We start from the raw sequence: 20,828 nt of genomic DNA, 5'->3' as shown, positions 1-20,828 counted from the left end.
TCATCGACCGAGCGGGGCGAAAAGCAGACCCCGGCGTTGCACTGTCAGAGCAAGCGGATAGGGGCTACCGTTCGCCGCGATGGACGCGTCGACTTCTCCGAACGGTGTCGCGCAGCCCGGCACCGCCCCGAAGGGACGCCCCGACCTGTACGACATCTTCAGGGTGGGTTCGGCCATGTTCGAGCGTCCGTCCACCCGGCGAACGCTCCGCCTCGCAGGGGAAGCGGCCGAGGCGATCGCCCGTTGCGCCGTTCTCGCCGTGTACGTCACCTCGCACGGGCAGCTCGTCCGGTATTCGGGCCGGGAGGATCACCGGCTCGATCTGCTCGTGGAAGCCAGAATGGGGATCGACGGTGACCTCGCGGAGGATGGAGCGTGGAGCTTCGCGCTCTTCTTCCGCGGGACCGGCAAAGTGAAGGGCGCCTTCGTGCTCCAGGCGGCCGGGAAACCGTCGGGAGCGGAGATGCGTCTGCTCCTCGCGCTCGCGGAGCCGACGGGCGCCGCGCTCGCCGCGGCCGAGCTCATCGGCCGCGAGCGCCGTCAGGCCAAGGAATTGCGGCGACTCGGAAAGGCGCACGACGCCTCCGACCGCGCAATGGCCGCCACGATCGTGCAGTTGAACGCTCAGCAGCAGATCCGTGATTCGATCGTCGCGGCGGCCGGCTCCGGCAACGGAGAGGCGCAGATCGTCGAAACGGTGAGCACCGTCACGCGGCGGGCGGTCGTGCTGCAAGACTCCTTCGGCAACGAGCTTGCGCTTGTCGCCTCCGCAGACGACACGGAGTCTTCCGCCATGACCGCGTCCGTCGTCAACCTCTCGACCGTTGGACGCACAAGTACCGGCTGGCGGTCCACGGTGATCCGCTCCCGGGGCGAGACGCTCGGCGTCCTCGGCATCTACGATCCGGAAGACAGCAGGAGCGACGACGATCGATTCGCGGTCGAGTACGCCAGCGCGACGATCGCGGTCGAGCTCGCCCACCGGCGTAACGTCGCAGAAGTCGAAATCCGGCTCGGTCGCGATCTGGCGGACGACCTCGTCTCGGGGGGCGACGTGGTCGACGGTCTCGCTCGTGCAGAGGCTCTCCATTTCGACCTCGGCGGCCTCCAGCGCGTGGTGCTCGTCGCCTGGGAGTCGCCCGCCCCGAACGGAGTCGATGTCAGCGCCGCGGTTCGCTACCAGCTCGCGGCGATGCATGTGCCTGCACTGATCTCGCGGCGACCCGAGGCGACGCTCGCCGTCGTCGCAGACGGCTCCGACCTCTCAAGACTCTATGACAGAGTCGCCGGCGCCCTGACCAGCGTGCGAGGCGCGATCGGCATCGGAGGTCGGTGCACGGCCGAGGAGCTCCCCCGTTCGTTCGCCGAGGCGGGCCGGGCACTCCGCATCCGGTCCGAGTCACGGCAGCCGCTGGGGGTCTCGAATCATGACGACCTCGGCCTCCTCCGCATCCTCGACACCTCGGATGACGGGGTCCGGCTCGAACGCTACGTCAGCGAGTGGCTGGGCGCACTCATCGACCACGACAGGGAGCACCGCTCCGACCTCGTCCACACTCTCGCCGTGTATCTCGACGCCGGCGGAAACTACGACCGCACCGCGGCTGCCCTCGTCATCCACCGGAGCACGCTGCGCTACCGCCTCGGCAGGATCCGCGACCTGAGCGGGCTCGACATCGGCGACCCCGAGTCCCGGCTGAATCTGCACATCGCCGTCCGGGCGCGGGTGGCGCTGACGGACTATCTCCGCTGAAGACGGTCCGACCCTGCCCCGAATCGGAAGACGCACGGATCCTCCGCCTGCCAGATCAGGAAACGCTCACCGGCCTCGATGCGCACGACGGACCCGTCGACGTCCTCGAAGAACCCGAGCGCTATCGCCGTCCCCTCCACCGGCGAGATGCCCTCCCCCTCTTCGGGCGCGCGGAAGGACCGCAGCGTCGTACGCCGATCGAAGAGGATCGCCTCGTCGTCGAGTGCACCCGTTTCGATGCACGTGACGCGGCTCACAGCATCCGCCACATCGTCCGGGTACCCCCGCGTCAGCCCTTCGTAACCGCCGTAGGGGACCAGAAGGACGAAATGCCGCGCCGCGCCGCGCAGCGCTTCGAGCACGTCGCGGACCCCCGGCGCAGTCGGATCGAGCACCTCGCTGTGCAGCGACCGCAGCTCGGCGATGACGGTGCGGTCCTCCGCTTCGGTGAACCCGTCGGCGATCATCCGACCGAGGGCTTCGGTCTCGGCGGAGGTCTGTTCGGTTACCTCTCCGGCGAACGAACGGCGGGGAATCCGGAAGCTCATTCCGAGGATCGGCAGCGAATCGGGTGCGCTCGCCGGAACCTCGCTATCGGCGGGAAGCTGCTCCGAGACCCGCTCCCGCGCGTTGAGTGCATCGCGGAGGGCGGAGGCGAGCGACTCGGTCCGCGACGCCGGCACCGGTTCTCGGAGCGAGCGATCGTTCTGAGCTGAATCCCAGCTGCTGATCGCCGCCTCGAGTCCTTCTGCGGGCAGGCCCTCTCGCGCCGCCTCGGTCCCGGATGAGCCGGCGAGTGCCGTCAGTTGTGCGCGGTCGATGAGGTCGAGCAGCTCGTCCGACCCGACGCTGCCGGACGCCGAGCTGTTCGTCTCCCATAAGTCCCATCGGCTGAACGGCGTTCCCGCCTGCACGACGTCGCGTGCCGCGAGGATGTCGCGCCAGGATCCATCCGAGACCAGGATCGCCTCCAGGCCCGGGTCGGCCGGATAGCGCTGATCGTTCGTGCCGGCGAGATACTGGAGCCATCCGGACAGGACCAGAAGACCCGCCCGGACTTCGCAGCGAGCGGGCCCTTCCGGGTCCGATTCGAAGAGCCGATGGAGTTCTTCCGCCGCACTCTTCGCGATCTCCGGCCTCCCGGCGTCGAGGGCCAGCTTGACCAGCTCGACCATCGCCCAGATGCCGCGCGATCGCAGACCCTCGCTCGCTGACGGGTCAGAGTATGTGGTGAGGTTCTGGACGCACGCGACGATGCGGGGCAGCAGCGCGTCGAACTCGGGTCCGCCGTTCCGGAGGATGTCGGACCACTGCCGCGTGAAACTCCGGAGGCATTCGTCGACGTACTCCGCGGACCCCGTGCCCGGTGCTTCCAGAGCCCGAGTCGTCGCTGCGTCGAGGAAGACCTGTGCGACCTGCGGCGACAGGAGGAGGTCCTGCTCGACCTCGACCAAGCTCTGGAGAAGTCCGCCTCGCTGGGCCGGCGATGCCCGTCGAGACGCGACCGAATGCTCGTGCTCGATGATCCACACTCCTCGCACGACATGCCCGAGCAGTTCCAGCCCCCGCTCGGCCGTCGCCAGAGCACCCGACCGCAGGTTGGTTCCGATGGCGTCTTTCAGAGCGGCGATCTCGTGCTCGGTCTCTTCGTACGGGGTGACCGCTCCCGGTGCCTCCAACTCGATGCTCGACTGGAGGAGTCGGACGATCCGTCCGGTCGTGGCCGCTTCGAGGCGGGCCGACGTGACGACGCGGAACGCGGTGTCGCCGAGCCGGGTACGGTCCCCCGGGCGGATGTCGAGCAGGATTCGCGCCGCGACGTAGTCGTCTGCGGGGCCGCGATCCGCCGATCCGCGGCCGATCGCCGGCAGACCGAGCGACGCGATCGCCTGGCGGACGCCCTTCGGCTTGATGGCTCGGACGATGCGCCCCGCCTTGGGAACCGGCACCTTCAACGTCGACTCACCACTCCTGGAGGTGCGTGGAGCCGATTCCGACGCCAGCAGCTCGTCCAGGCCCTTCCTCGTGTCGGCATACCGACGGGCCATCTCGTCGAACCGGACGGTGAGCGTCTCGACCAGAGAGGACCGCACGACCTCATCGAGCCGAGAGGGGTGTCCGAAGAGGCGGGTCAGCCGGGACGTCGACACCAGCAGCAGCACGGCGGTGGCCACGAACCACGCGAACGCGATGACGACCCCCGTTGCGCTCGGCAGCCAGATGCTCTCCAGAGCCATGACAGCGTTCGCGACCAGCCCGACGGTCACGAACCAGCCCGCGCCGATGTACGCGAGAACACGCTTCCGGGACGTCCCGATCGCGAGGGGAGCTTCCGCGAACAACTGTGCCGCGATGGTCAACCCGGCGAAACCGACCGACAAGAAGGTCGTCTGGACTTGCCAGAGCGCTGCATCGGAACCGGGGACCGGGGTGAGGTCCCGGCGTAGCCAGGCCGGATCGCCGGCGTGATGCACGACGACGAGGACGATCGCGCTGACGAGCATGGCACAAGCCACGATGGTGGCCTCGCGCCACCACGCACCACGCGATCCCTGTGAAGCACGATTCTTTTCGCGCATGACGCGACACTACTCACACGCGCTCCGCCACGACCCCTTGGTGCCCGCCGGATCGCGAAGAAGGGTCGGCTCAGTTGCCCTGACTCGTTCCGCCGTTTCGCTTGCGGGTGAACTTCTCCGCCAGCCTCCTGGCCATGCCCTTGGTCTCTGCTTCGACGCGCTGCGCCAGCTGTTGAAGTCTGCGCAACGGACGGAGCTGGGCTGCATGCCGGTGGCTGGACTCTTCGCTGGTCTCCTCCAGCGGCGCCACGAACTCGTCATCGGCGACCGTGACCACGAACGCGGAGTCGTCCGGGTTCAGAGCGATGCTCACCGGTATCGCCGCCCCCGTCTCCGGGTCTACCGAGATAGCGTTGATCAACAGGTCGGTGTGCTCGCCGTCATCGACCTCGACGACCTCGACGTCGGTCAGCGGCCCGCTCTCGAGTGCGAGGACGAAGTCGTCCTGGGCGGGCGTTCGGTCTTCATCGTCTCTGTCGGTGTCCACGATGGCTCCTTCGATAGTCGGCGGTCGGTATCGGTGAGCACGCTACGCGCCGAGCAGGCCTCGAACACGTCCCGGGCAGCCCAAGAGTGTTCCCGGCACTTCACCTACGAGGGCAGGTGTGTGAGCGCTCAGTCGCCTTCGTGCTTGACGGCGAGGAGGTCGACGGTGCTCAATTCGGGGTCCTTCGCGAGCAGGCGGGGACCCTCCTGACCGAGAGCCGCGGGAACGGCGCCGTTCAGATGCGCTTGCCGCGCGTCCTCATCGGCGAAGGTATCGAAGATGCCGAAATGCGTTTCATCGAGTCGGAAGGCGTACCAGGTGCGCGTTCCTGGCTCGAGGTCGACCAGGGCTTTGCCGCCGATCAGGAACTCGTTCAGCTCCTCCGCCTTGTCGGGCTTTGCTTCAAGCCTTGCCAGTACACCGAGCTTCAGTTCCATGGGATTCTCCTTAGCAGGTCGGTGACGCCCCGCCATCCCGATCGCTGAGGTGTCGGACCGGACGGTACCCCCGGACGCTTGGGTCCGCCATTCGAGGGGCTCGTCGGGAGGTCCTTGGTCGGGCGATCACATGTGTTCGTCAACTGCCGAGGCGACGGTGGAGCTCGGCGTTCTCGGCGAGCAGCTCGCGTACGCGGCCGATGCCGGCGAGGTTGATTCCGTCACCTTGAAGGACGGCCACCTCGCGGATGGCTGCGATGTCGTCGTCGCTGTATCGACGGGTGCCGCCCTCCGTACGCGCAGGTGCGACCAGACCCTTCTCCTCGTAGAGCCGCAGCGTCGCGGCGGGGAGATCGGTGAGTTGCGCCGCGACAGCGATGCTGTACAGGGGCACCTCCCCCGACCGGTCCGTCATTCTCAAAGTTTGCTGTTAAACGGAGATATTGTCAAGATGTGGGTGTATCAAATCTATGTCAATAGCTGTAGGTAATCTCATCCGGGTGGCGGAAAGGGAGGCTCCGAGATGCAAACGGCGGCCGAGACGACGACGGCAGGGTTCGCAGACCTGATCTGCTCCGACTCGGAATGGCTGGAGGCCGAATTCGTCGCTCTCGTCGCGCGTGCACGCTTGGAGCCTCCCGTGCGCACCGGCAATACCGGTCCGCGAGCCGAGTCGCTGGGTCACGGACCGCAGACACCGGTTCGCGTGCACACCAGCGCCGGTGACAAGCGGGTACGGGCGGTGGCCCGCTACCCGCCGGCACCGTGATCCTTACCGCAGCGAACTGCGACGCGCGTCAGCGCTCGCATCCACCACGATGAAAGGAGTTCATACCCATGGCCATGTCGTTCGATCCTTTCAGCCAGCTCGACAGGATCGCCCAGAGCGTCTTCGACACCAGCCGCCAACCGCGCATGATGCCGGTGGACCTCTCGCGGGAGGGTGACAAGTACCTGCTCAACGCGGACCTCCCGGGCATCGACCCCGGGTCCATCGACATCGACCTCGACGGCCACCTGCTCAGCATCCGTGCGCAACGGTCCGCAGGCGATCACTCCAACAGCCGCTGGCTGCTCCAGGAGCGCCCCTTCGGCAGCTACCTGCGGCAATTCACCATCGGCGACGACGTCGACACCGAGGGCATCAGCGCCAGCTACGACAACGGGGTCCTCAGCGTCCTGATCCCCATCGCCGAGCGAGCCAAGCCGCGCAAGGTCAGCGTCGGATCGGCCCGAGAGCACCACAAGGCCGTCGCCGCCTGAGCCGCGGCCTGCGAGCGGGCTCGACGCCGGTGAAGGCCGGACCGCATGATGCGGGCGGCGCGCCTCGCTCGCCCAGACCCACGGGCGGTCGCCTCTCAATGGGGCGACCGCCCTTCGCGTGCAGTGTGGGCAGGTGGCGCACGGTACGCTCCGGCCGGAGTTGATGAAGACCTGCTCAGGGACCTGGGAAGCGCGCCCTCGTGGTGGGAGCGTCTGTGGCATGAACGCAGACAAACAGGCGTCGCGGCACATCTCCGGGATCCGCATCGCCACCATGATCGCCGCCGGCGTTCTCGCAGCGGCTGTGACGGGACTGTTCGGCCAGTGGGCGTACGCCGCAGCAGTGGGCTGGGCCGTCGCGTGCGCGGTCTACCTCACCTGGGTCTGGGTCACCATCTCCCGGATGGGCGGCTCCGAGACCGGGCGGCACGCAGCGGCGGAGGACCCGGCCAAGACGACCACCGACACCCTGCTGCTCATCGCCTCGATCGCCAGCCTCGCCGCGCTGGTGCTGCTGCTCGGTCAGACCAAGAACGCCTCCGCGCCGGGGAAGGACCTGATCGCCGCCCTCGGCGTGGCCTCCGTCGCCCTGTCGTGGTTCTTCGTGCACACGCTCTACACGCTGCGGTACGCGGTCCTCTACTACAACGAGTCCGCCGGCAGCAGGAGGCACGGGATCGACTTCAACGAGGACACCCCGCCCCGCTACCTCGACTTCGCCTACCTGGCGTTCACCGTCGGGATGACCTTCCAGGTCTCCGACACCGACATCTCCGACCAGCGGATCCGCGCCGCGATCCTGCGGCACATGCTGCTGTCCTATTTGTTCGGCGCCGTCATCATCGCGGCGACGGTCAACCTCGTCGCCAGCCTCGCCTCCTGAGGCAGCGAGGCCCTGCCGGCTCGCTGCGCTCCCTAGTGAGCAAACGACGAGTTTGGCCAAAAACCGTTGACCGGGTAGTGTGGGCGGCAGCTTTGGTCCCCAGTGTTTTACTGGGATTCCGGGCCGCGCGAGTGTAGTTCAATGGTAGAACTTCAGCTTCCCAAGCTGATAGCGCGGGTTCGATTCCCGTCACTCGCTCCACTTGTCAGCTCTCGAGCTACTTGGGCTTTTTGTGAGCGCCACCCAGAAGTGGCACTCGCGTAGTCCAAACTGGCACAACTCAAAATTTCGCCCCGGTCAATTGGCACAGACGCCGATACTTGACACTTCCCAAAGCGGTTAATTTTATAGACGCTAGGTGTATCGATCGCAGATCGGGGGGAGCAATGGATCTAAGACAGCAAGTATTTGTGGATCGGATTGCGGACCAGCTTCCTGAGCTTCCGGCACCGACTCGGCAGTGGGAAATTGCGCGCCTTGACAACGCACGAGCACTGCTGCGGTGGGCCTACACGCAGCGTCGTCCGGCTAACGCGCCGTGTCCCTTCTTTTTCGGCAGGCCCATCATCAACCGATACATCGAGATAGAGCACCGCCCATTCGAATCAGCGGTTAGCGACATAACCCTCCGCTACTTATTGGAATACAACCGTGCCTTGATATTCCCGTCGAACAAAGGGGAGTTCCGTCGCGAATGGGACCCATTTGTGCCGGCATCACCCTACGGGCCAGGGCACGTCTCTTTGTTGATGGAATGGTCCACTCACCAAGAGACGGAGGCGGCCTGCAGGGACGCAATGATGCTGATTTCGCTGGGATTGGGCGCTGGTCTAACAGCTTCCGAAATCATGCAAACTCGGGTCACCGACGTAGTGGAACCCTTCGGATCGGAGGGTCCGCTTGAGATCCACGTGCGTGGGTCCCACCCTCGAGTCGTGGCGATTAGTGGTTCCCATTGGTCGAGTGCTATTCGTTTTCGAATCGCGCAGTTATCGTCCGCAGACCGCTTGTTCGCCCACCAGCGCCCGCTGGGTCCAGGCCTCGTGTACAACTTCATTGATCGCAGCAAGGCTTGCGGACTTAAGCCGAGCACCCGAAGAACTCGTTGCACCTGGATAATCGACAGGTTGAGCGAGCGCGAAGATCCCCGCAATGTTCTTAGGTCAGCTGGCCTCGCGTCTTTTGCGAGCCTGCAGCGGCTAATCGCATTTTGGCCCGAGGATCGAGGCCCTGTGGTTCCTTCCTGACCGGGTTCACTGGTGCTCGTCGTATTCAAGCTCCAGGAACCTCCGTCTCGAATCGGTTGCTTGAAGGACGATTCGCTCACTAGTTTGAGCCCATGAACCGCGAGCGCACCGAGGGAGGCCCGCCGCCCACGGATCCCCCAGAGTCGGAGCATGTCGAGAGTGCACCATTCAACGGCTTCTTGAAACTCCAGCCTGAGCCTGGTCAATGGCACGGGGCCGACTCTCTCCATCCAGCGGGCTCTGGAACCTCGGCGTACCGGGTCGTGCGGAGGTCGAATCGACTCGGCATAGCCGACGTCGTATTCCGTCGATCGGGCTACTTTGTCCGGATTAAGGCATGGTCAAGCCGAACCGGCGGCGTAAGCCAATTCGGCGCCTGGCGCTCGGGCGAAGCTGGCTTGTGCTTGGTTCCAGAATGGGGGTCTGTCATCCTAGAGGGAATCGCTTTCGACCCCGATACGACTGATTCCGACGTCGTCACCGACACAAGGGTCTCCCAGGGCGCAGATCAGCAAAGGGAGACCTACATTGGCACCTGCATCGAAGTAACTGTTCTCTTACCCGGATTGCACCTCGAAGACCATCGGCGAATGGAGTTGAAAGCTCAAGATTTCCTCGCAGATGGTCGTAATCGTGCTTCGATCATCACGACGATGCTGGAGATTGAGCTCGGACCTGGTTTTCTTGGTGCTCAGGTATCTGAGGAGCTCGGCGAAACGTTTGACGACGGCCATTGGAATCGCTGGCTAGTTCCTGCCGTCTATTTTGCAAAGCCGATGACGTTGAACTTCGTAGAGGAACGTCGAGTACTGAGCACATTGAGCGCCGCGGTAGACCACGCGACTAGCAATCCGGATCATGGTCAACTTGCGTTTGCATCGACGTGTTACCGCTTTCTGAGGCAAGAATCCTCGCCCGCGATCAAGTTCCTCGTTGCTTGGACTGGGATTGAGGCGTTGCTAGATGCCAATGCCTCAGCCCGGTCCCTCTCAACGTTGCTTTCCGAGATACTTCATCAATCGCCCGATACTTTGGCGCCATCGCTGGATCGGCTTGAGGACTTGAGATCCAAAGTAAGCCGTGGCGAGCCCTTGGGATTCGACGGGCGATTGGACGTCGATCGAGTTCGCATCGTATTGGAGGCTCTTATCCAGCACAAAGTTCGAGGCGGAATTCTGCCTCCTGCCGAATTTGACCTCGGGGCGGCCCTTTGGCTTCCATGGCAGCCTCCTCGCGCCGACCCGTCGGGGTTGGATCGGTAGCGTGTGGTCCCGCCCGGACGCCCTCGTCGACCTAGGTCCTTGCGGCATTCGACGCGAGATCGCGGCAACCAAGGTCTTCAGCGGCTGCGCCAAGGGAGCGCAGCCACGCGCCGTTGCTGCCCCCACTCGCACGGAAACCGCAAGAATTGCGGTTCCCGAGCACAGCTTCCCATTTCAGCTGAACAGAACTAATATCGCGCGCCTGTCTCGACTCAGTCGCTCTCGACTCGGTCGTGGATAGAGATCGCCCCGAAGAACGAGGCTCCCGTGCACCGGTAGATCAACCGCTGGAAGCGGTCATCGTGCGAGTGGGCGTAGTTGCCGCCGGCCATCGTCCGCTCCCGGGTGAAGCGCCAGACTCCCTGCTCGGCGTCGTATTCTGCGGGCGTGAAATCGAGGAAGGTGTCGGCTCCACGGAATCGGACCATCAGTCCGACCGGCGGAGCCTCGTCCAGGTACGCGGAGTTGCAGAGCTGCGCAGGGATAGGGGTGAGCAGGTCGTGGTTGGCACTGACACTGAACCCGACGAGGGTGAGTTGAGAATGCGTACTGCTGACGCCGCCGAGCGTGAAGTCGCCGCGCGCGCTTCGAATTACGCTGAGGGGGATGCCGAGCTGGTTTTCCATGTTGTTCCTATCGTCGAGTGGGCCCGTCAAGGCCGGTTCCCTTTGGCCGCCGTCACTGCGACCCTTACAAGGACAGCTATGCGCGGGCCACACAGTCCGGCTGGGACTGTTGGACGGAACGACTCGGATGCCTTAGCAGGTGGAAAGTGAGGACCTTTGGTCTAGGGTGACGAGGGGACGTCAGCCCCCGCCAGCGCGATGCGGCGTTCCGCGCCCTACGGGCACGCCTGCGCACCTCTGGCGCGGGTCGCCAGGCTATTGCCCTCTGGATCAAGGGGGTGGCGCGTCTACTCCGGCCATCCCTCACGCAGCCTCGCCAGCTGCACGTCGTCCCGCTTGAACCCGTCCCCGTACTTCGAGCTCATCAGCGCAAGAAGTTCCGATCTTTCCTTCGGCGTTAGCACAGGGAGGTGGGCGGGCCTCACGCTTGCCGTCGGATCCCCCGAATCGACCTCATCGTTGAGATCGGCCGACCGTCCTGGCGGGTTATTACTCGTTTCGTCGAATCGTCGAGCAGATCGAAGCGCATCGACGTACGCCTTTCCATCGCTTGCCCGGTCTCTCCAGGTGCCTGCGACGCTCGAGATCGCCTGGACGTCTCGTTCTGCTTCGGAGGTCGCGCCGTATGCGCGTCTGATCGCGTCCCGGATCAGAGCCGAGATCGAGAGTCCCGTGCGTGCAGATTCGGCTTTAAGTAGCGCCCGATCATCCACTGTCAGAGAGATGTGGGTGCGAAACACCGACAAGGTCATCCCCCTTTCAAGGAAGCCCGAGCTTGTACGCGAATTCGCCGCGGCGCTCGCCAATCGCCCTTCGCGGCCAGCGACGTTTAGTAAGGAGAAGGGCCTTGGCCTTCAGCATCGCCGTCGCCTGCTGAACTGGCTCGCTCGCGGAGTGCACGCACGAGCGGAGTCTGGTCGAGCCAGTCGTGGGGGTCTCCGCCACCGTCAATCACCTCAACGATGCTGTCGACTCTGTTGTGAAGGTGGACGATGACATTGGCGGCGTAACGCTTGGGCATCTCCTCAACTAGGAACGGCCGTCGCAGGATGTCGATCCACAATTCGCCTTGCAAGACGATATGCGGGTCGAACGTACCCGGCGGCCGAGCATCCACATCGGTGACAGGAGCTTTGCTGGTCCCCTCAAAACCGTGGATCCGGAGGTAACGGAGCGTTCGCATGTACGCCGCCACGACTTCATCGAATGACACGCCCCGCTCAAGCGCAGCCATGATGACGGGACCGGGGTCGCTATCGAAGGCGTGAGCCAGCTCGATGATCTGCGTGTAGCTATCCACCGTCGGCCCGCCTCCTTCGTCCACGCCGATCACTCTTGACCACAGGCTAGCAAGTGGTTAGAACTATAGCCATACGTTGTTCGATAGGACGCCGATATGGTTGACCGATTCCGCACTCACGACGAGGCGCTGCGCCTTCGACCCGTTGCGATCCAGTTCCTGATGCGCATTGAAGCGATCCTTCCGCCGGGCGAGTTCGAGATTCACTACGGCACAACATTCGTCGGCGAGACCGTTCCCGAAGAGGTCGGCTGCGCCGGCGTCACCGTCCGCGGCATCGCTCGCTCTCTCACCGCTCTCGAATTCAATCTCGATGACGATCCCCAGGAGTACGCGGAGGCGCTGATCCGATACCGCGAACGCCTAATCGAGGAGCGGCACGATGCTGAACGCCCTCCCGAATGACACAGGTAGATACGTCGTCACAACCCGCAGCGGTTCCAAGTACACCTTCGATCTCGCCGCCGGCACAGTGACCCGAGAGCTGGGCGATCGCTCCCGCCCCACCATCAACGACGGAACGCGTCCAATTCGTCAGGTGATCACCTGCGCTGTTGGATATCCCGGCTACTGGACGATGGAACCAGACGACGACGGCCTTGACTACTACTGGCAGCTCACGAGCCCGATCGTCACCATCCAACGGCTCGACGAAGATGGGGCATTGCATGACGATTGATGTGATGTGGCTGTCGATGTACCTCACTGATCGGCTGGGCTCACACAACGTGTCGTGGCTTGCTCTCGCATCCGACCCGTTAGACGCCTACGTGTGGGGCGAGGCCTTCGAACGCGGCCCCGACGACGCAAGCCCCGATCCCGACCAGGTCCGGAGGCTGATGACCGCCTACGAAGCCTGGAACATCGCTATCAAGAAGACCGACGAGTGGGGCGTCAGGCGTTGGTTTAACGACTGGAACGAACTGCTGGGCGCTGCGCCTCTAGACGCAATCCGTGCAGACCGGCATGAACAAGTGATCGAGGCCGCAAGCGCGGCTGAACCGGAACCGGAACCCCACACGGATAAGGCGTGGCGCATCGATCACGACGCGTCACTCGAACGTTGGCTTCGATCAGAGGTGGCGCAGGGCCTCGGTCAAACCCCCTCCCAAGGCACGAGCGTGGAGGACCCGGGGACACATCGCGCCGAGAATGCCGAGACGAACAAGAAGCCAGAATCGCCGGAGGATAACCGCTAAGGCGTCCCGGTCATGTCGCCCCGTCGTCGACTACGCGCTGAGACAATATTCCGAGCCCTCCCGAATCCCGGCCACGGCTACCGCAAACAGTCAATCGACGATGCCCGGCCAAACAGGCCCGATAGTACGTTCAAGCTTTGCAATAGTGATGAGGTCGGGCCATGAGTCTCCGGAGAGCACAGTGCGCAGGACATTGTGATCGATACTTGCTTCGCGTGCGATTGCCCGGATGCTCTTGTCGCCCATGAGCTCGCGGACGTTCACGACTAGTCGGCGAGCCGTCTCCGATACGGGGTCATCGAGTCTTGACGTCGGCCAACCCTCGGGGTCGCCCGCGTTCGGAGCGGGTCGAATCGGGCGCGGCATGCCTCAACGGTAGCGGGCAGAGTTGTCGTCCTCATGCACACTGACCGGTGAGGCGGCAGGCGAATCTGGAATCGAGGTGCGGAGGTCGGACAGCACCGGCCAGGGAAGGTCGTCAATCACTGCCCCCGCTAGCATCGGCCCAAATCTGTCGCCTGTAAGTCCGCTCAAACGTGATGAGCTCGAAACTGTCGGGCAGAGCGCCAGAAAGGATTACTGCAATCCTGCGTGGATCCAGTCCGGTCTTCTCTGCGACTTCGTCCACCCCCTCGTTTCCGAGCACCGCCCTGAGGTTGCGATTGATCCGTTCAGCGAGTTCCGGGATCTCGGAAGCCTGATCGCTCATGCACTCCCCCCACTGGTGCTCGATTGTGGACTGTTCACTTTCCATGCAAACTGCCTATACTTCTAACCACTCCAGACCTTGCCAGAGTTTGCTGCAGCACTCAAGCGGGAGGAATTATGCGCAACCGCGTTCAATCAACCGACGCCCCCCGGGGCTTGCCCATTCTCGGACCTGTCATCAGTGAGAAGGCCATGATCGCCCGGCTTGGAGTGAAGACCGAGGAGTTGAAGGGGTTTGTGGCAGACAGGCGCGCCCTTCGCATCTTCCTAACTGATGGGCGGTCGGTGTTTCCGACCTGCCAGTTGGACGATCAGAGTGCGCTCCTGACCGGACTCGATATGGTGCTCGGCGAGCTAGGGGAGGGTGTCGACGACCCCTACACCTGGTGGGGGTGGTTGCTCAGCCATCCAAAGAGTGGAGATGGCCGCTCAGCGTTGGAACTGCTTCGTGACGGCGAGTTCGACGCGGTGGTCCGAGCGGCGGGGAGATCCGCTTGGGCTTGGCGAGCCTAGACCTCGCATACACGCTCGGGCTCCCCTCCGCCTGTAACGATCGAGTCAGCCGGTCCATGCCAAAGCCGAGTTCGCTAGATCTGGCCGCCGATCGGGAACGAGGGAAGTTTGGATATCTGAAAGTCATTCCTCCGCGTATTCTCGCAGATCTTCTAGGGCGCCTCTCTCCCGTGGTTGATCGTGGGTGGCATTTTCACTCGGTTCGGAGGTAGAACGAGCGGCGTACATCCCGGAGCGAGCGCGACCAGCTCAAACTTCAGCGCGAACGCCCACCCCGAAGCATTTGGAGGCGGTGCGACATGCTTCAACTTCCCTCGGCGGCGCCGAACGATTTCAGCCGCGTCACCAACCCTGGGCCAGGTGACTTCGTCTGGTGGACTGACTCAGACGGAGAAGCTCACTGTGAGCGCGCGAACCAACGAGTCGCCTACGATGCGTTCGGACGAGCGCGCCGCGCGCGGGCTTCACACAATTATCCGAAGCGCCGACACTACGAAGGCGAGTACTGGTTCGCCGGCACGCGAAAGCTCGTGTGGTTCGAATCCCTGCTTGAGTACACCGCATTGATGCGCTTGGACTATCTGTTCCCGATCACTCAGATCAGCGCCCAGCCCATGTGCATCGTGTACGCCGACGGGCACCGCTCGTTCCCCGACTACTTCGCTTTGCACGCGGACGGGCGTCGAGTCCTTTATGAAGTGAAATCTAGGCATCATCTGACCGAAGAGGTGGCGGCACAGTTCCGGCAGACCGCGGAGGTGTGCTATCGAATCGGGTGGGAATTCTCTGTGATTCAGGAGTTCCCCGTGCTTAGCAGGAAGAACCTCGAATGGGTCGGCGCCTACCGCCATCCCTGGTACGCGCCGTCTCGCGAACGACGCAATGAGTTTCTCCGTTCGCTTCGGACGCCCTGCACTTTCGGTCAGGCTATGCAGGAACTCGATCCAGCATCGCCGCCGAGAAGTATCCACACCCTGTACCACCTGATCTGGACGCGTGACCTCGTCTTCGATGGCAGCCGGCGCTTGAACCTCGGTTCGGTTCTTACCAGCGGCGACAACCCCAACTCGAGCGACGCAACGCCGAATGCCCTGCCGACGATCGCGCAGACAACCCTACTTCGACCCAATCAGCTAGCCGCCTAGGAGAGACCATGTCTTCCAACGAATCACAACCAAAGGACTCCGAGGACCGTCGAGACTCGGCTCAAAGCTCGCGTCCTGTCGTTCCAAGCACGCCCTTTGTCCCCCCGGCCGTCGAGAAGTTTTTTCGCGCGCTGCACGAGGACGCACTCGAGCATCTTCCAGGGTATCGGGGCCAATGATGACGAACTCGATCCGATGGACCAGGTTGGGTTCCACAGTCGTTCTCACGGACGGCGACTACGTCATCTCGGAGATTACGCATGCAGGGCTCAAGCTCAGGTCGAAGAAGAACCGCGAGTGCCGAGTCGTGTCGATCGGAGAGTTGCCGAGCCTTCTTGACCCTGTAGCGAACCCGCCTGAACGCATATTGGCAGACGTCCGGGTGATGGACCACCTGGATGCGAGACAGTCCGAAGCCATCTCGAAGCGCGAGGCGCACTTGCGAGAGGTCCTGGATGGAACTCCCCTGCCCGGCCGTGATCGTCGACCGGAATTCGACCCGGAGTACACGTCGCTCGAGACTCGAGTCCAACGCAAGGCGGTCGAGCTCGCCAATGCCGGCGTCCCAAGCGCATCTGCCCGCACCTTGAAGCGCCAGATAGCCATCCTTCGAGACGACGGACCAGTCGGTCTCGTCGATCATCGCGCCGGCCGGTCGGAGAGAGCATTTGCGCGTGCTGACATCCGCGTGATCGACGCAATGATCGAGATCGCGGACCGGCAAACAAATCGCTCGAATCTCAGCCGTCAAGTGCTTGAGCAAGAAATCTCCAAGATCCTCGCGAAGCGATTTCCAGGAGAGGTCATCCCTCGTCCAGGCAAGAGCGCACGAAACACCTACTGGAATCTCATCACCCACGGGAAATACACCTTCGGCGACTCCCAGACACGGCGCACCGCGGCCAATGCGCCTGAACGGATGTTCCAGCCGCGCCGCGCGCTAATGCCCGGCGCAGAAGCACAGATCGACACCACCAACCTGGACATCTTCGTTAAGGGGTGGAACGGCAAACCGATGAGGGTTGTGCTTGCGATCCTCATCGACAAGGCCACTCGCAGCATCATCGCGGCAGTTGTCATGCCGGTCGCGATGAAGGGAGCAGACCTCACATTGCTCCTCGCCCGCGCTCTCGTACCCCCTAAGCAACGACCGACGCACCCGATCGACCCGCAGGAGATAGCAACCGTGCAGGGGTTGGAGTTCTTAACCACGGAGGATGCCGCTCGTGCCGAGGCGGCCCGCCCATACATCGTTCCGCGGATGATCGATACAGACCTCGGCGCCGACTACATGTCCGCAACCTTCCGTTCCGCTCTCGAACAGCGCGGCATCAGTGTTGTTCGATCCTCCGTCCGCACCCCCACCGACAAGGCGATTGTGGAACGGGCGTTCAGAACGATCAAGGACAACTTCCTGCCTTACGGCCCAGGTTTCACAGGAGGGGCGGTCAACAAGCGAGGACAGGCGCCAGAGAACGATGACGGCTTGCTGGACATATACACCTTGCAGACATACCTGGACCGCTTCATCGCAATCGTCTACCAGAACACAGTGACTGAAGGCCTGCGCGATCCGTACGACCCATCGATCGAACTGTCACCTAATGCCGCTTACCTTTCCATGTACGACTTCACGGGCGCGTTCCCTATCCCGCTCGGCCCGGACGACTACATCTCGATGCTGCCCGTCAAGAGACAGTGCATCCTGCGTGACGGCATCACGGTCAACTACCGCCGGTATGACTCCGAGGCACTGAATCCGCTCCGCGAGCAATACGACACGAAAACGCGGAAATCGCGCCGCTGGGACATCCACTGGGATCCGTACGACCCCCAAGCGGTCTGGGTAGAGGACCCCGACACGGGGACGTGGATCAAGTGCGACTGGATGGATCAGGATGCGCTCTCGGACCCCTTCGACCGCGAGATCCGAGCGAACGCGCGCAAGATTCGCGCGACGACGAATCTGCTCAGTCGAGCTGAGTCGCACCGGCTTGCCGCGAGCCTCGTCGAAGGGTCGAAGCGGGCCCAACGCGAGAAGGACCGAATGGAGGTGGGCAACGAGCTCCGAAAGAGCCTTGGCGTGCCAACCCCGAACACGTCGATTCGCAGGCGACGCCCTCCGACCACAGCGCCTGTGATCGCTCCGAGGACACGTCCAGGTCGGTTCGAGCCGTGGAGGGACGAGAACTGATGACGCACATCCAATCGAGTGAGACTGACCTTGAAGTCCCGGGACGCTTGACCGGTGGACCTACGGCCGAATGCGGCCCGGCCTGCAGGCAGCCTCCTAGGCTTCGACGTATGCCTCCGTACGTCGAGGAGCCCGAAATCGACCCAGACATCGTCGACCCGTTCGGCCGATACGAACCCTGAGGACTCCGACAATGGATGGCGCGCGGCTTCCGGAACGCGATCGGCTTGATCGGCGAGAGGGCCTGCTTGAATTCCTCAACGAGAAGCCCGCGAGCTTCAGTCCATTGGACACGGCTCAACTTGCCCTCTTGGCACCGGAGGACCGTGCCGAGTATGACCATCGGCGCCTTGAACATCTGGGCGGCGACATCGTCCTCCGCCTGCCAAAGTTCCTGGAGGTCATCGAGGCCCTCAAACGTGCGAGCCGATTCAATCGGGCGGACATCCCTCGATCCCGCCCGAGAAGAATGGGCCGGCGTGCGGTACTCGTCGTCGGCGAGACCGGCACCGGCAAGACCACGAGCTGCCTAGCAGCACTCCAAGATCGTTGGTATGACCTGAAACGCGCAGGGGAATTGATGCCTGACGGCGACTGCCCTTTCGTGTACATCGAGGTGCCACCCGCCGCGACGGCAAAGTCGATGTTGGCTGCATTCGCCGACTTCTTCAATCTGCCTTATACGGATCGCGACTCGTTGCCTCAACTGCAGAACCGGGTGATCAATTACCTTGTCGACCGTAGGCGTGATCTGCGTTTTGTCGTAATTGACGAACTCCAGAATCTCAGCGTTCGAACTACGACAACCGGGGCGTCGGCGCAGGTGATCAAGGCCCTATACAACCGAGTTCAGGCCACCTTCGTGTTCGCCGGAACGAGCATCGATGAAGCCGGCCCGATCACAGGGCCGTCTGGCGCGCAGATCACTGGACGTTCTATCCCCGTTTACCTGGACAATTACCCACTTGGCAATTCCGGCAGAGGTGCTTCGACGCAGGAAATCAGAGACCGCGAGACGTGGCTCAACGTGGTCGGGATGTTCGGGGACGAGCTTTGCCTCACCGGAACAACGGCTGCCTCAGTTCAGAGGATGGGCCCCTATCTACACCGTCGAACGCGTGGATCGATTGGTGCCCTTGCGCAGCTGCTGACCATGGGAGCGGTTCGGCTCATCGAGAGCCGTCTTGCTGCAGGCAACGAGCGATTGACCGTGGCCTTGCTCGACGAGATAACCCTCGATCTCAAAACAGAAATGGCAGCCGACTTCTACAGAGGAGGAACCGCAAATGCGCCGTGAAATCAGGTCGCTTGCCGTGCGCCCGAAAGAACTCCGGTACATGACCGTGGGCAGCTACATGGAACAGCTCATGCGATCCAACGACATGACCCCGAATCAGCTCCATCAAATGATCGTCGGATTGAGGGGCCCTGGTGACAAGTCGGGCAACCTTACGCGTCGAGTTGTCCGCCAATTGGGAGCGCTCAGGGAGGACGCGCTAGCACCACCGCGCCCACCACGTCACCCAGACGGCACCACCTGCGCGAAGTGCCTCGTCGGTCAAGGCGACCGCTACCTGTGCCGACTCTGCAGTCGGGGACAAAGCATTCACCAGCACGCGCATCTCGGCGACTATGTCTGCCACCACAACATCTGGACAGGGCCAGGCGCGACGCCGGAGCTACAGATTCCCGTTGATCCGTCTCTTCGAGTCGCTGGCCGCCGACTGGACAAAATGATCGCGCGCGGTCGAGTCGACGCGCCGCTGATCGCTGAGCTGACAACACGCATCCGCGCGACCGAGCCTGGTGCCGCAGACTCGCATCCTGCAACGTGGTTCACGCAGCTCGTCGGGATTGCTTGGTTCATCACCGACCGATCCTTCAATGATCTGGTGTTGGACGGGCGACTGAGTTTCAAGGAGTCGTACGAAGTCCTTGCCTGTGCGATCCAAAACGTGCTCGGTCATCCCAATCGCTTCCTAACCGACCAACTCTGGGCGTTATACCGACCCGTCTTCTGGCGACGGCAAATGGAGCTCCTTGGGACCTCAGCCCAACCCCCAGAACCACACACATTCAACCCGAGCTATGCGCTACGACGATCCATCGGCCCGCTCGAGCCCTTCTCCCGGTATGTGGGTCCGGTCAGCGCCGCGTCTCGACCCCTAAACAAATTGTTCTGGGAGCTTGAGAGCGTGCGAGGCGCATTTATCGTGGCGACCACTACTCCAAACTGTCGGACCTCCTGTCAAGCCATCTGCCCGCTGGGCCACCGACATGAGACAACACCCCTAACGCTCGCGAACGCCGCGCGGTCAAGTACGTTTGGTTGCCCCGTATGCGCAGGAACGGTCGTTGTGCCATGGTTCAACTCCCTGGCAGTCTTGAGACCAGATCTTGCCGCTCATCTGCACCCCACACGGAATTCACCGCAAACGGCTGAGACGATCTATGGCGCCACGCAAACGCCGTTCCTATTCGTATGTCGCGAGTGCCAGCGATCCTTCCAGGCGGCTCCACGCAGGCTCAAGGAGCCCCGCTGTGATCGGTGCCGGCATCCTCGAACCCCATTGCCCAGGTGGCTTGTGCTGGAGATCGACAGACAGTTCGAACCACATACGACCGCTCGAACTCTCGAGGAAAACCTCTTTACAGTCCACCAATGGCGATGCCGGAACGACACGCGCCATAGATGGACGGCGAGCACGAAGAGCCGATTGGCCTCCAAGTCGTGCCCGATCTGTGCGGGGCGGATCGTACTTGTTGGAGTCAACGATCTTGCGGCGCGCTTCCCCGAGGCCGCAGCGCATTGGGACTACGAAGCCAACTTCCCTCTCCTGCCGAAAGACTTCACCGGGCGAGAAGGTCGCACTGTCTTTTGGACGTGCGCGGGCGGTCACAGCTACCGGTCCCCGATCAACATCCGCCGGAACGGTCCGTCCTGCTCGTTCTGCCGGGGACTGGCCGTCCTCGACGGGTTCAATTCCCTGGCGACGGTTAGGCCCGAGATCGCCCAGGAACTTCATCCATACCTGAATGCGAAAACGGCGAGACAAATCAGCTGGGGCAGCGGGCTCCACGCGTTCTGGAATTGTCCGAAGGGCCACATTTACATGCTCGAGGTCTTCCGACGCTCCGTAGATCGTCGAGGATGCACAGTCTGCAAGCCAATCCAACGTCGCCTCGCAAGCTGAACGGAGGGAACTAGACCATGTCGCCCCAAAGCCAATCA

22 protein-coding genes and 1 tRNA gene are annotated in these 20,828 nt (G+C 63.0%); 14 read left to right on the top strand and 9 right to left on the bottom strand.

Annotation, left to right across the window (positions count from 1 at the left end; genetic code table 11):
* Positions 1-79 precede the first annotated feature (79 nt).
* On the top strand, positions 80-1,753 hold the full coding sequence (locus ACFQ9V_RS08850) for a PucR family transcriptional regulator (protein ID WP_382458799.1): 1,674 nt from the start codon (positions 80-82) through the stop codon (positions 1,751-1,753).
* Here the strand turns inward: ACFQ9V_RS08850 and ACFQ9V_RS08845 are convergent.
* The 4 genes from ACFQ9V_RS08845 to ACFQ9V_RS08830 all read right to left on the bottom strand — a co-directional run bounded on the left by ACFQ9V_RS08845 (position 1,741) and on the right by ACFQ9V_RS08830 (position 5,671).
* Complete coding sequence (locus ACFQ9V_RS08845; RefSeq protein ID WP_382458798.1) at positions 1,741-3,927, bottom strand: hypothetical protein; 2,187 nt, start codon at positions 3,925-3,927, stop codon at positions 1,741-1,743. The two genes, ACFQ9V_RS08850 and ACFQ9V_RS08845, sit on opposite strands and share 13 nt — an antisense overlap.
* Positions 3,928-4,402: 475 nt before the next feature.
* Positions 4,403-4,819, bottom strand: coding sequence for a hypothetical protein (locus ACFQ9V_RS08840; RefSeq protein WP_382458797.1), 417 nt, complete (start codon positions 4,817-4,819; stop codon positions 4,403-4,405).
* A gap of 128 nt (positions 4,820-4,947) precedes the next feature.
* Positions 4,948-5,256, bottom strand: coding sequence for a putative quinol monooxygenase (locus ACFQ9V_RS08835; RefSeq protein WP_382458796.1), 309 nt, complete (start codon positions 5,254-5,256; stop codon positions 4,948-4,950).
* Between the two features lie 139 nt (positions 5,257-5,395).
* The gene (locus tag ACFQ9V_RS08830) at positions 5,396-5,671 is read right to left on the bottom strand and encodes a MerR family transcriptional regulator (protein WP_382458795.1); all 276 of its coding nucleotides are present in this window, start codon (positions 5,669-5,671) and stop codon (positions 5,396-5,398) included.
* 108 nt (positions 5,672-5,779) lie between these two features.
* Here ACFQ9V_RS08830 and ACFQ9V_RS08825 point away from each other — a divergent pair, with 108 nt between their 5' ends.
* The 5 genes from ACFQ9V_RS08825 (at position 5,780) to ACFQ9V_RS08805 (ending at position 9,911) form a co-directional block, all read left to right on the top strand.
* Complete coding sequence (locus tag ACFQ9V_RS08825) at positions 5,780-6,025, top strand: hypothetical protein (RefSeq protein WP_382458794.1); 246 nt, start codon at positions 5,780-5,782, stop codon at positions 6,023-6,025.
* A gap of 68 nt (positions 6,026-6,093) precedes the next feature.
* Positions 6,094-6,519, top strand: a complete 426-nt coding sequence (locus tag ACFQ9V_RS08820; RefSeq protein ID WP_382458793.1) for an Hsp20/alpha crystallin family protein — start codon at positions 6,094-6,096, stop codon at positions 6,517-6,519.
* Positions 6,520-6,739: 220 nt separating this feature from the next.
* Positions 6,740-7,402 (top strand): DUF1345 domain-containing protein, encoded by a 663-nt coding sequence (locus ACFQ9V_RS08815; RefSeq protein ID WP_382458792.1) that lies wholly within the window; start codon positions 6,740-6,742, stop codon positions 7,400-7,402.
* A 127-nt stretch (positions 7,403-7,529) separates the two neighbouring features.
* A tRNA-Gly gene (locus ACFQ9V_RS08810) sits at positions 7,530-7,603 on the top strand.
* A gap of 1,636 nt (positions 7,604-9,239) precedes the next feature.
* Positions 9,240-9,911: a hypothetical protein gene (locus ACFQ9V_RS08805; RefSeq protein ID WP_382458791.1), complete on the top strand. Its 672-nt coding sequence runs from the start codon at positions 9,240-9,242 to the stop codon at positions 9,909-9,911.
* 212 nt (positions 9,912-10,123) lie between these two features.
* Here the strand turns inward: ACFQ9V_RS08805 and ACFQ9V_RS08800 are convergent, their stop codons facing one another.
* The 3 genes from ACFQ9V_RS08800 to ACFQ9V_RS08790 form a co-directional block, all read right to left on the bottom strand.
* Positions 10,124-10,537, bottom strand: a complete 414-nt coding sequence (locus ACFQ9V_RS08800; RefSeq protein WP_382458790.1) for a hypothetical protein — start codon at positions 10,535-10,537, stop codon at positions 10,124-10,126.
* Positions 10,538-10,824: 287 nt separating this feature from the next.
* Complete coding sequence (locus ACFQ9V_RS08795; RefSeq protein WP_382458789.1) at positions 10,825-11,289, bottom strand: ribbon-helix-helix protein, CopG family; 465 nt, start codon at positions 11,287-11,289, stop codon at positions 10,825-10,827.
* A gap of 77 nt (positions 11,290-11,366) precedes the next feature.
* Positions 11,367-11,870, bottom strand: coding sequence for a hypothetical protein (locus ACFQ9V_RS08790; protein ID WP_382458788.1), 504 nt, complete (start codon positions 11,868-11,870; stop codon positions 11,367-11,369).
* 63 nt (positions 11,871-11,933) lie between these two features.
* On the opposite strand from ACFQ9V_RS08790, the gene ACFQ9V_RS08785 reads away from it, so the two are divergent.
* The 3 genes from ACFQ9V_RS08785 to ACFQ9V_RS08775 are packed head-to-tail and all read left to right on the top strand — an operon-like array spanning position 11,934 to position 13,036.
* Positions 11,934-12,242, top strand: a complete 309-nt coding sequence (locus ACFQ9V_RS08785; protein WP_382458787.1) for a hypothetical protein — start codon at positions 11,934-11,936, stop codon at positions 12,240-12,242.
* On the top strand, positions 12,220-12,516 hold the full coding sequence (locus tag ACFQ9V_RS08780) for a hypothetical protein (RefSeq protein ID WP_382458786.1): 297 nt from the start codon (positions 12,220-12,222) through the stop codon (positions 12,514-12,516). The genes ACFQ9V_RS08785 and ACFQ9V_RS08780 overlap by 23 nt, the downstream gene beginning before the upstream one ends.
* Positions 12,506-13,036 carry a hypothetical protein gene (locus tag ACFQ9V_RS08775; protein WP_382458785.1) on the top strand — a complete coding sequence of 177 codons (531 nt, stop codon included), beginning with the start codon at positions 12,506-12,508 and terminating at the stop codon, positions 13,034-13,036. The genes ACFQ9V_RS08780 and ACFQ9V_RS08775 overlap by 11 nt, the downstream gene beginning before the upstream one ends.
* A 478-nt stretch (positions 13,037-13,514) precedes the next feature.
* Here ACFQ9V_RS08775 and ACFQ9V_RS08770 read toward each other — a convergent pair whose 3' ends face one another.
* The gene (locus ACFQ9V_RS08770) at positions 13,515-13,790 is read right to left on the bottom strand and encodes a hypothetical protein (protein WP_382458784.1); all 276 of its coding nucleotides are present in this window, start codon (positions 13,788-13,790) and stop codon (positions 13,515-13,517) included.
* Between the two features lie 71 nt (positions 13,791-13,861).
* On the opposite strand from ACFQ9V_RS08770, the gene ACFQ9V_RS08765 reads away from it, so the two are divergent.
* The 4 genes from ACFQ9V_RS08765 (at position 13,862) to ACFQ9V_RS08750 (ending at position 18,893) form a co-directional block, all read left to right on the top strand.
* Complete coding sequence (locus ACFQ9V_RS08765; RefSeq protein WP_382458783.1) at positions 13,862-14,257, top strand: hypothetical protein; 396 nt, start codon at positions 13,862-13,864, stop codon at positions 14,255-14,257.
* A 299-nt stretch (positions 14,258-14,556) separates the two neighbouring features.
* Positions 14,557-15,402 carry a TnsA-like heteromeric transposase endonuclease subunit gene (locus ACFQ9V_RS08760; protein WP_382458782.1) on the top strand — a complete coding sequence of 282 codons (846 nt, stop codon included), beginning with the start codon at positions 14,557-14,559 and terminating at the stop codon, positions 15,400-15,402.
* Between the two features lie 178 nt (positions 15,403-15,580).
* On the top strand, positions 15,581-17,596 hold the full coding sequence (locus ACFQ9V_RS08755; RefSeq protein WP_382458781.1) for a Mu transposase C-terminal domain-containing protein: 2,016 nt from the start codon (positions 15,581-15,583) through the stop codon (positions 17,594-17,596).
* A 193-nt stretch (positions 17,597-17,789) separates the two neighbouring features.
* Entirely contained in the window at positions 17,790-18,893 is a 1,104-nt protein-coding gene (locus tag ACFQ9V_RS08750) for an ATP-binding protein (RefSeq protein WP_382458780.1), read from the top strand.
* Between the two features lie 382 nt (positions 18,894-19,275).
* Here ACFQ9V_RS08750 and ACFQ9V_RS08745 read toward each other — a convergent pair whose 3' ends face one another.
* Entirely contained in the window at positions 19,276-19,563 is a 288-nt protein-coding gene (locus tag ACFQ9V_RS08745; RefSeq protein ID WP_382458823.1) for a hypothetical protein, read from the bottom strand.
* 63 nt (positions 19,564-19,626) lie between these two features.
* Between ACFQ9V_RS08745 and ACFQ9V_RS08740 the strand changes: the two genes are divergently transcribed.
* Complete coding sequence (locus ACFQ9V_RS08740) at positions 19,627-20,790, top strand: zinc-ribbon domain-containing protein (protein WP_382458822.1); 1,164 nt, start codon at positions 19,627-19,629, stop codon at positions 20,788-20,790.
* Positions 20,791-20,828 lie beyond the last annotated feature (38 nt).

This window comes from Leifsonia sp. NPDC056665, assembly GCF_042791795.1.
In the GTDB taxonomy this organism is placed as follows: domain Bacteria; phylum Actinomycetota; class Actinomycetes; order Actinomycetales; family Microbacteriaceae; genus Leifsonia.
The sequence above is the reverse complement of the archived record's forward strand: the minus strand, read 5'-3'. Positions and strand labels throughout refer to the sequence as shown.

Coding starts and splice junctions, on each gene's coding strand:
- ACFQ9V_RS08740 (WP_382458822.1), top strand. CDS start 19,627: ATGGAGCTCCTTGGGACCTCAGCCCAACCCCCAGAACCACACACATTC.
- ACFQ9V_RS08745 (WP_382458823.1), bottom strand. CDS start 19,563: ATGACCGAGCACGTTTTGGATCGCACAGGCAAGGACTTCGTACGACTC.
- ACFQ9V_RS08800 (WP_382458790.1), bottom strand. CDS start 10,537: ATGGAAAACCAGCTCGGCATCCCCCTCAGCGTAATTCGAAGCGCGCGC.
- ACFQ9V_RS08765 (WP_382458783.1), top strand. CDS start 13,862: ATGCGCAACCGCGTTCAATCAACCGACGCCCCCCGGGGCTTGCCCATT.
- ACFQ9V_RS08750 (WP_382458780.1), top strand. CDS start 17,790: ATGGATGGCGCGCGGCTTCCGGAACGCGATCGGCTTGATCGGCGAGAG.
- ACFQ9V_RS08815 (WP_382458792.1), top strand. CDS start 6,740: ATGAACGCAGACAAACAGGCGTCGCGGCACATCTCCGGGATCCGCATC.
- ACFQ9V_RS08775 (WP_382458785.1), top strand. CDS start 12,506: ATGACGATTGATGTGATGTGGCTGTCGATGTACCTCACTGATCGGCTG.
- ACFQ9V_RS08805 (WP_382458791.1), top strand. CDS start 9,240: ATGGAGTTGAAAGCTCAAGATTTCCTCGCAGATGGTCGTAATCGTGCT.
- ACFQ9V_RS08850 (WP_382458799.1), top strand. CDS start 80: ATGGACGCGTCGACTTCTCCGAACGGTGTCGCGCAGCCCGGCACCGCC.
- ACFQ9V_RS08785 (WP_382458787.1), top strand. CDS start 11,934: ATGGTTGACCGATTCCGCACTCACGACGAGGCGCTGCGCCTTCGACCC.
- ACFQ9V_RS08755 (WP_382458781.1), top strand. CDS start 15,581: ATGACGAACTCGATCCGATGGACCAGGTTGGGTTCCACAGTCGTTCTC.
- ACFQ9V_RS08780 (WP_382458786.1), top strand. CDS start 12,220: ATGCTGAACGCCCTCCCGAATGACACAGGTAGATACGTCGTCACAACC.
- ACFQ9V_RS08760 (WP_382458782.1), top strand. CDS start 14,557: ATGCTTCAACTTCCCTCGGCGGCGCCGAACGATTTCAGCCGCGTCACC.
- ACFQ9V_RS08830 (WP_382458795.1), bottom strand. CDS start 5,671: ATGACGGACCGGTCGGGGGAGGTGCCCCTGTACAGCATCGCTGTCGCG.
- ACFQ9V_RS08770 (WP_382458784.1), bottom strand. CDS start 13,790: ATGGAAAGTGAACAGTCCACAATCGAGCACCAGTGGGGGGAGTGCATG.
- ACFQ9V_RS08795 (WP_382458789.1), bottom strand. CDS start 11,289: ATGACCTTGTCGGTGTTTCGCACCCACATCTCTCTGACAGTGGATGAT.
- ACFQ9V_RS08825 (WP_382458794.1), top strand. CDS start 5,780: ATGCAAACGGCGGCCGAGACGACGACGGCAGGGTTCGCAGACCTGATC.
- ACFQ9V_RS08835 (WP_382458796.1), bottom strand. CDS start 5,256: ATGGAACTGAAGCTCGGTGTACTGGCAAGGCTTGAAGCAAAGCCCGAC.
- ACFQ9V_RS08820 (WP_382458793.1), top strand. CDS start 6,094: ATGGCCATGTCGTTCGATCCTTTCAGCCAGCTCGACAGGATCGCCCAG.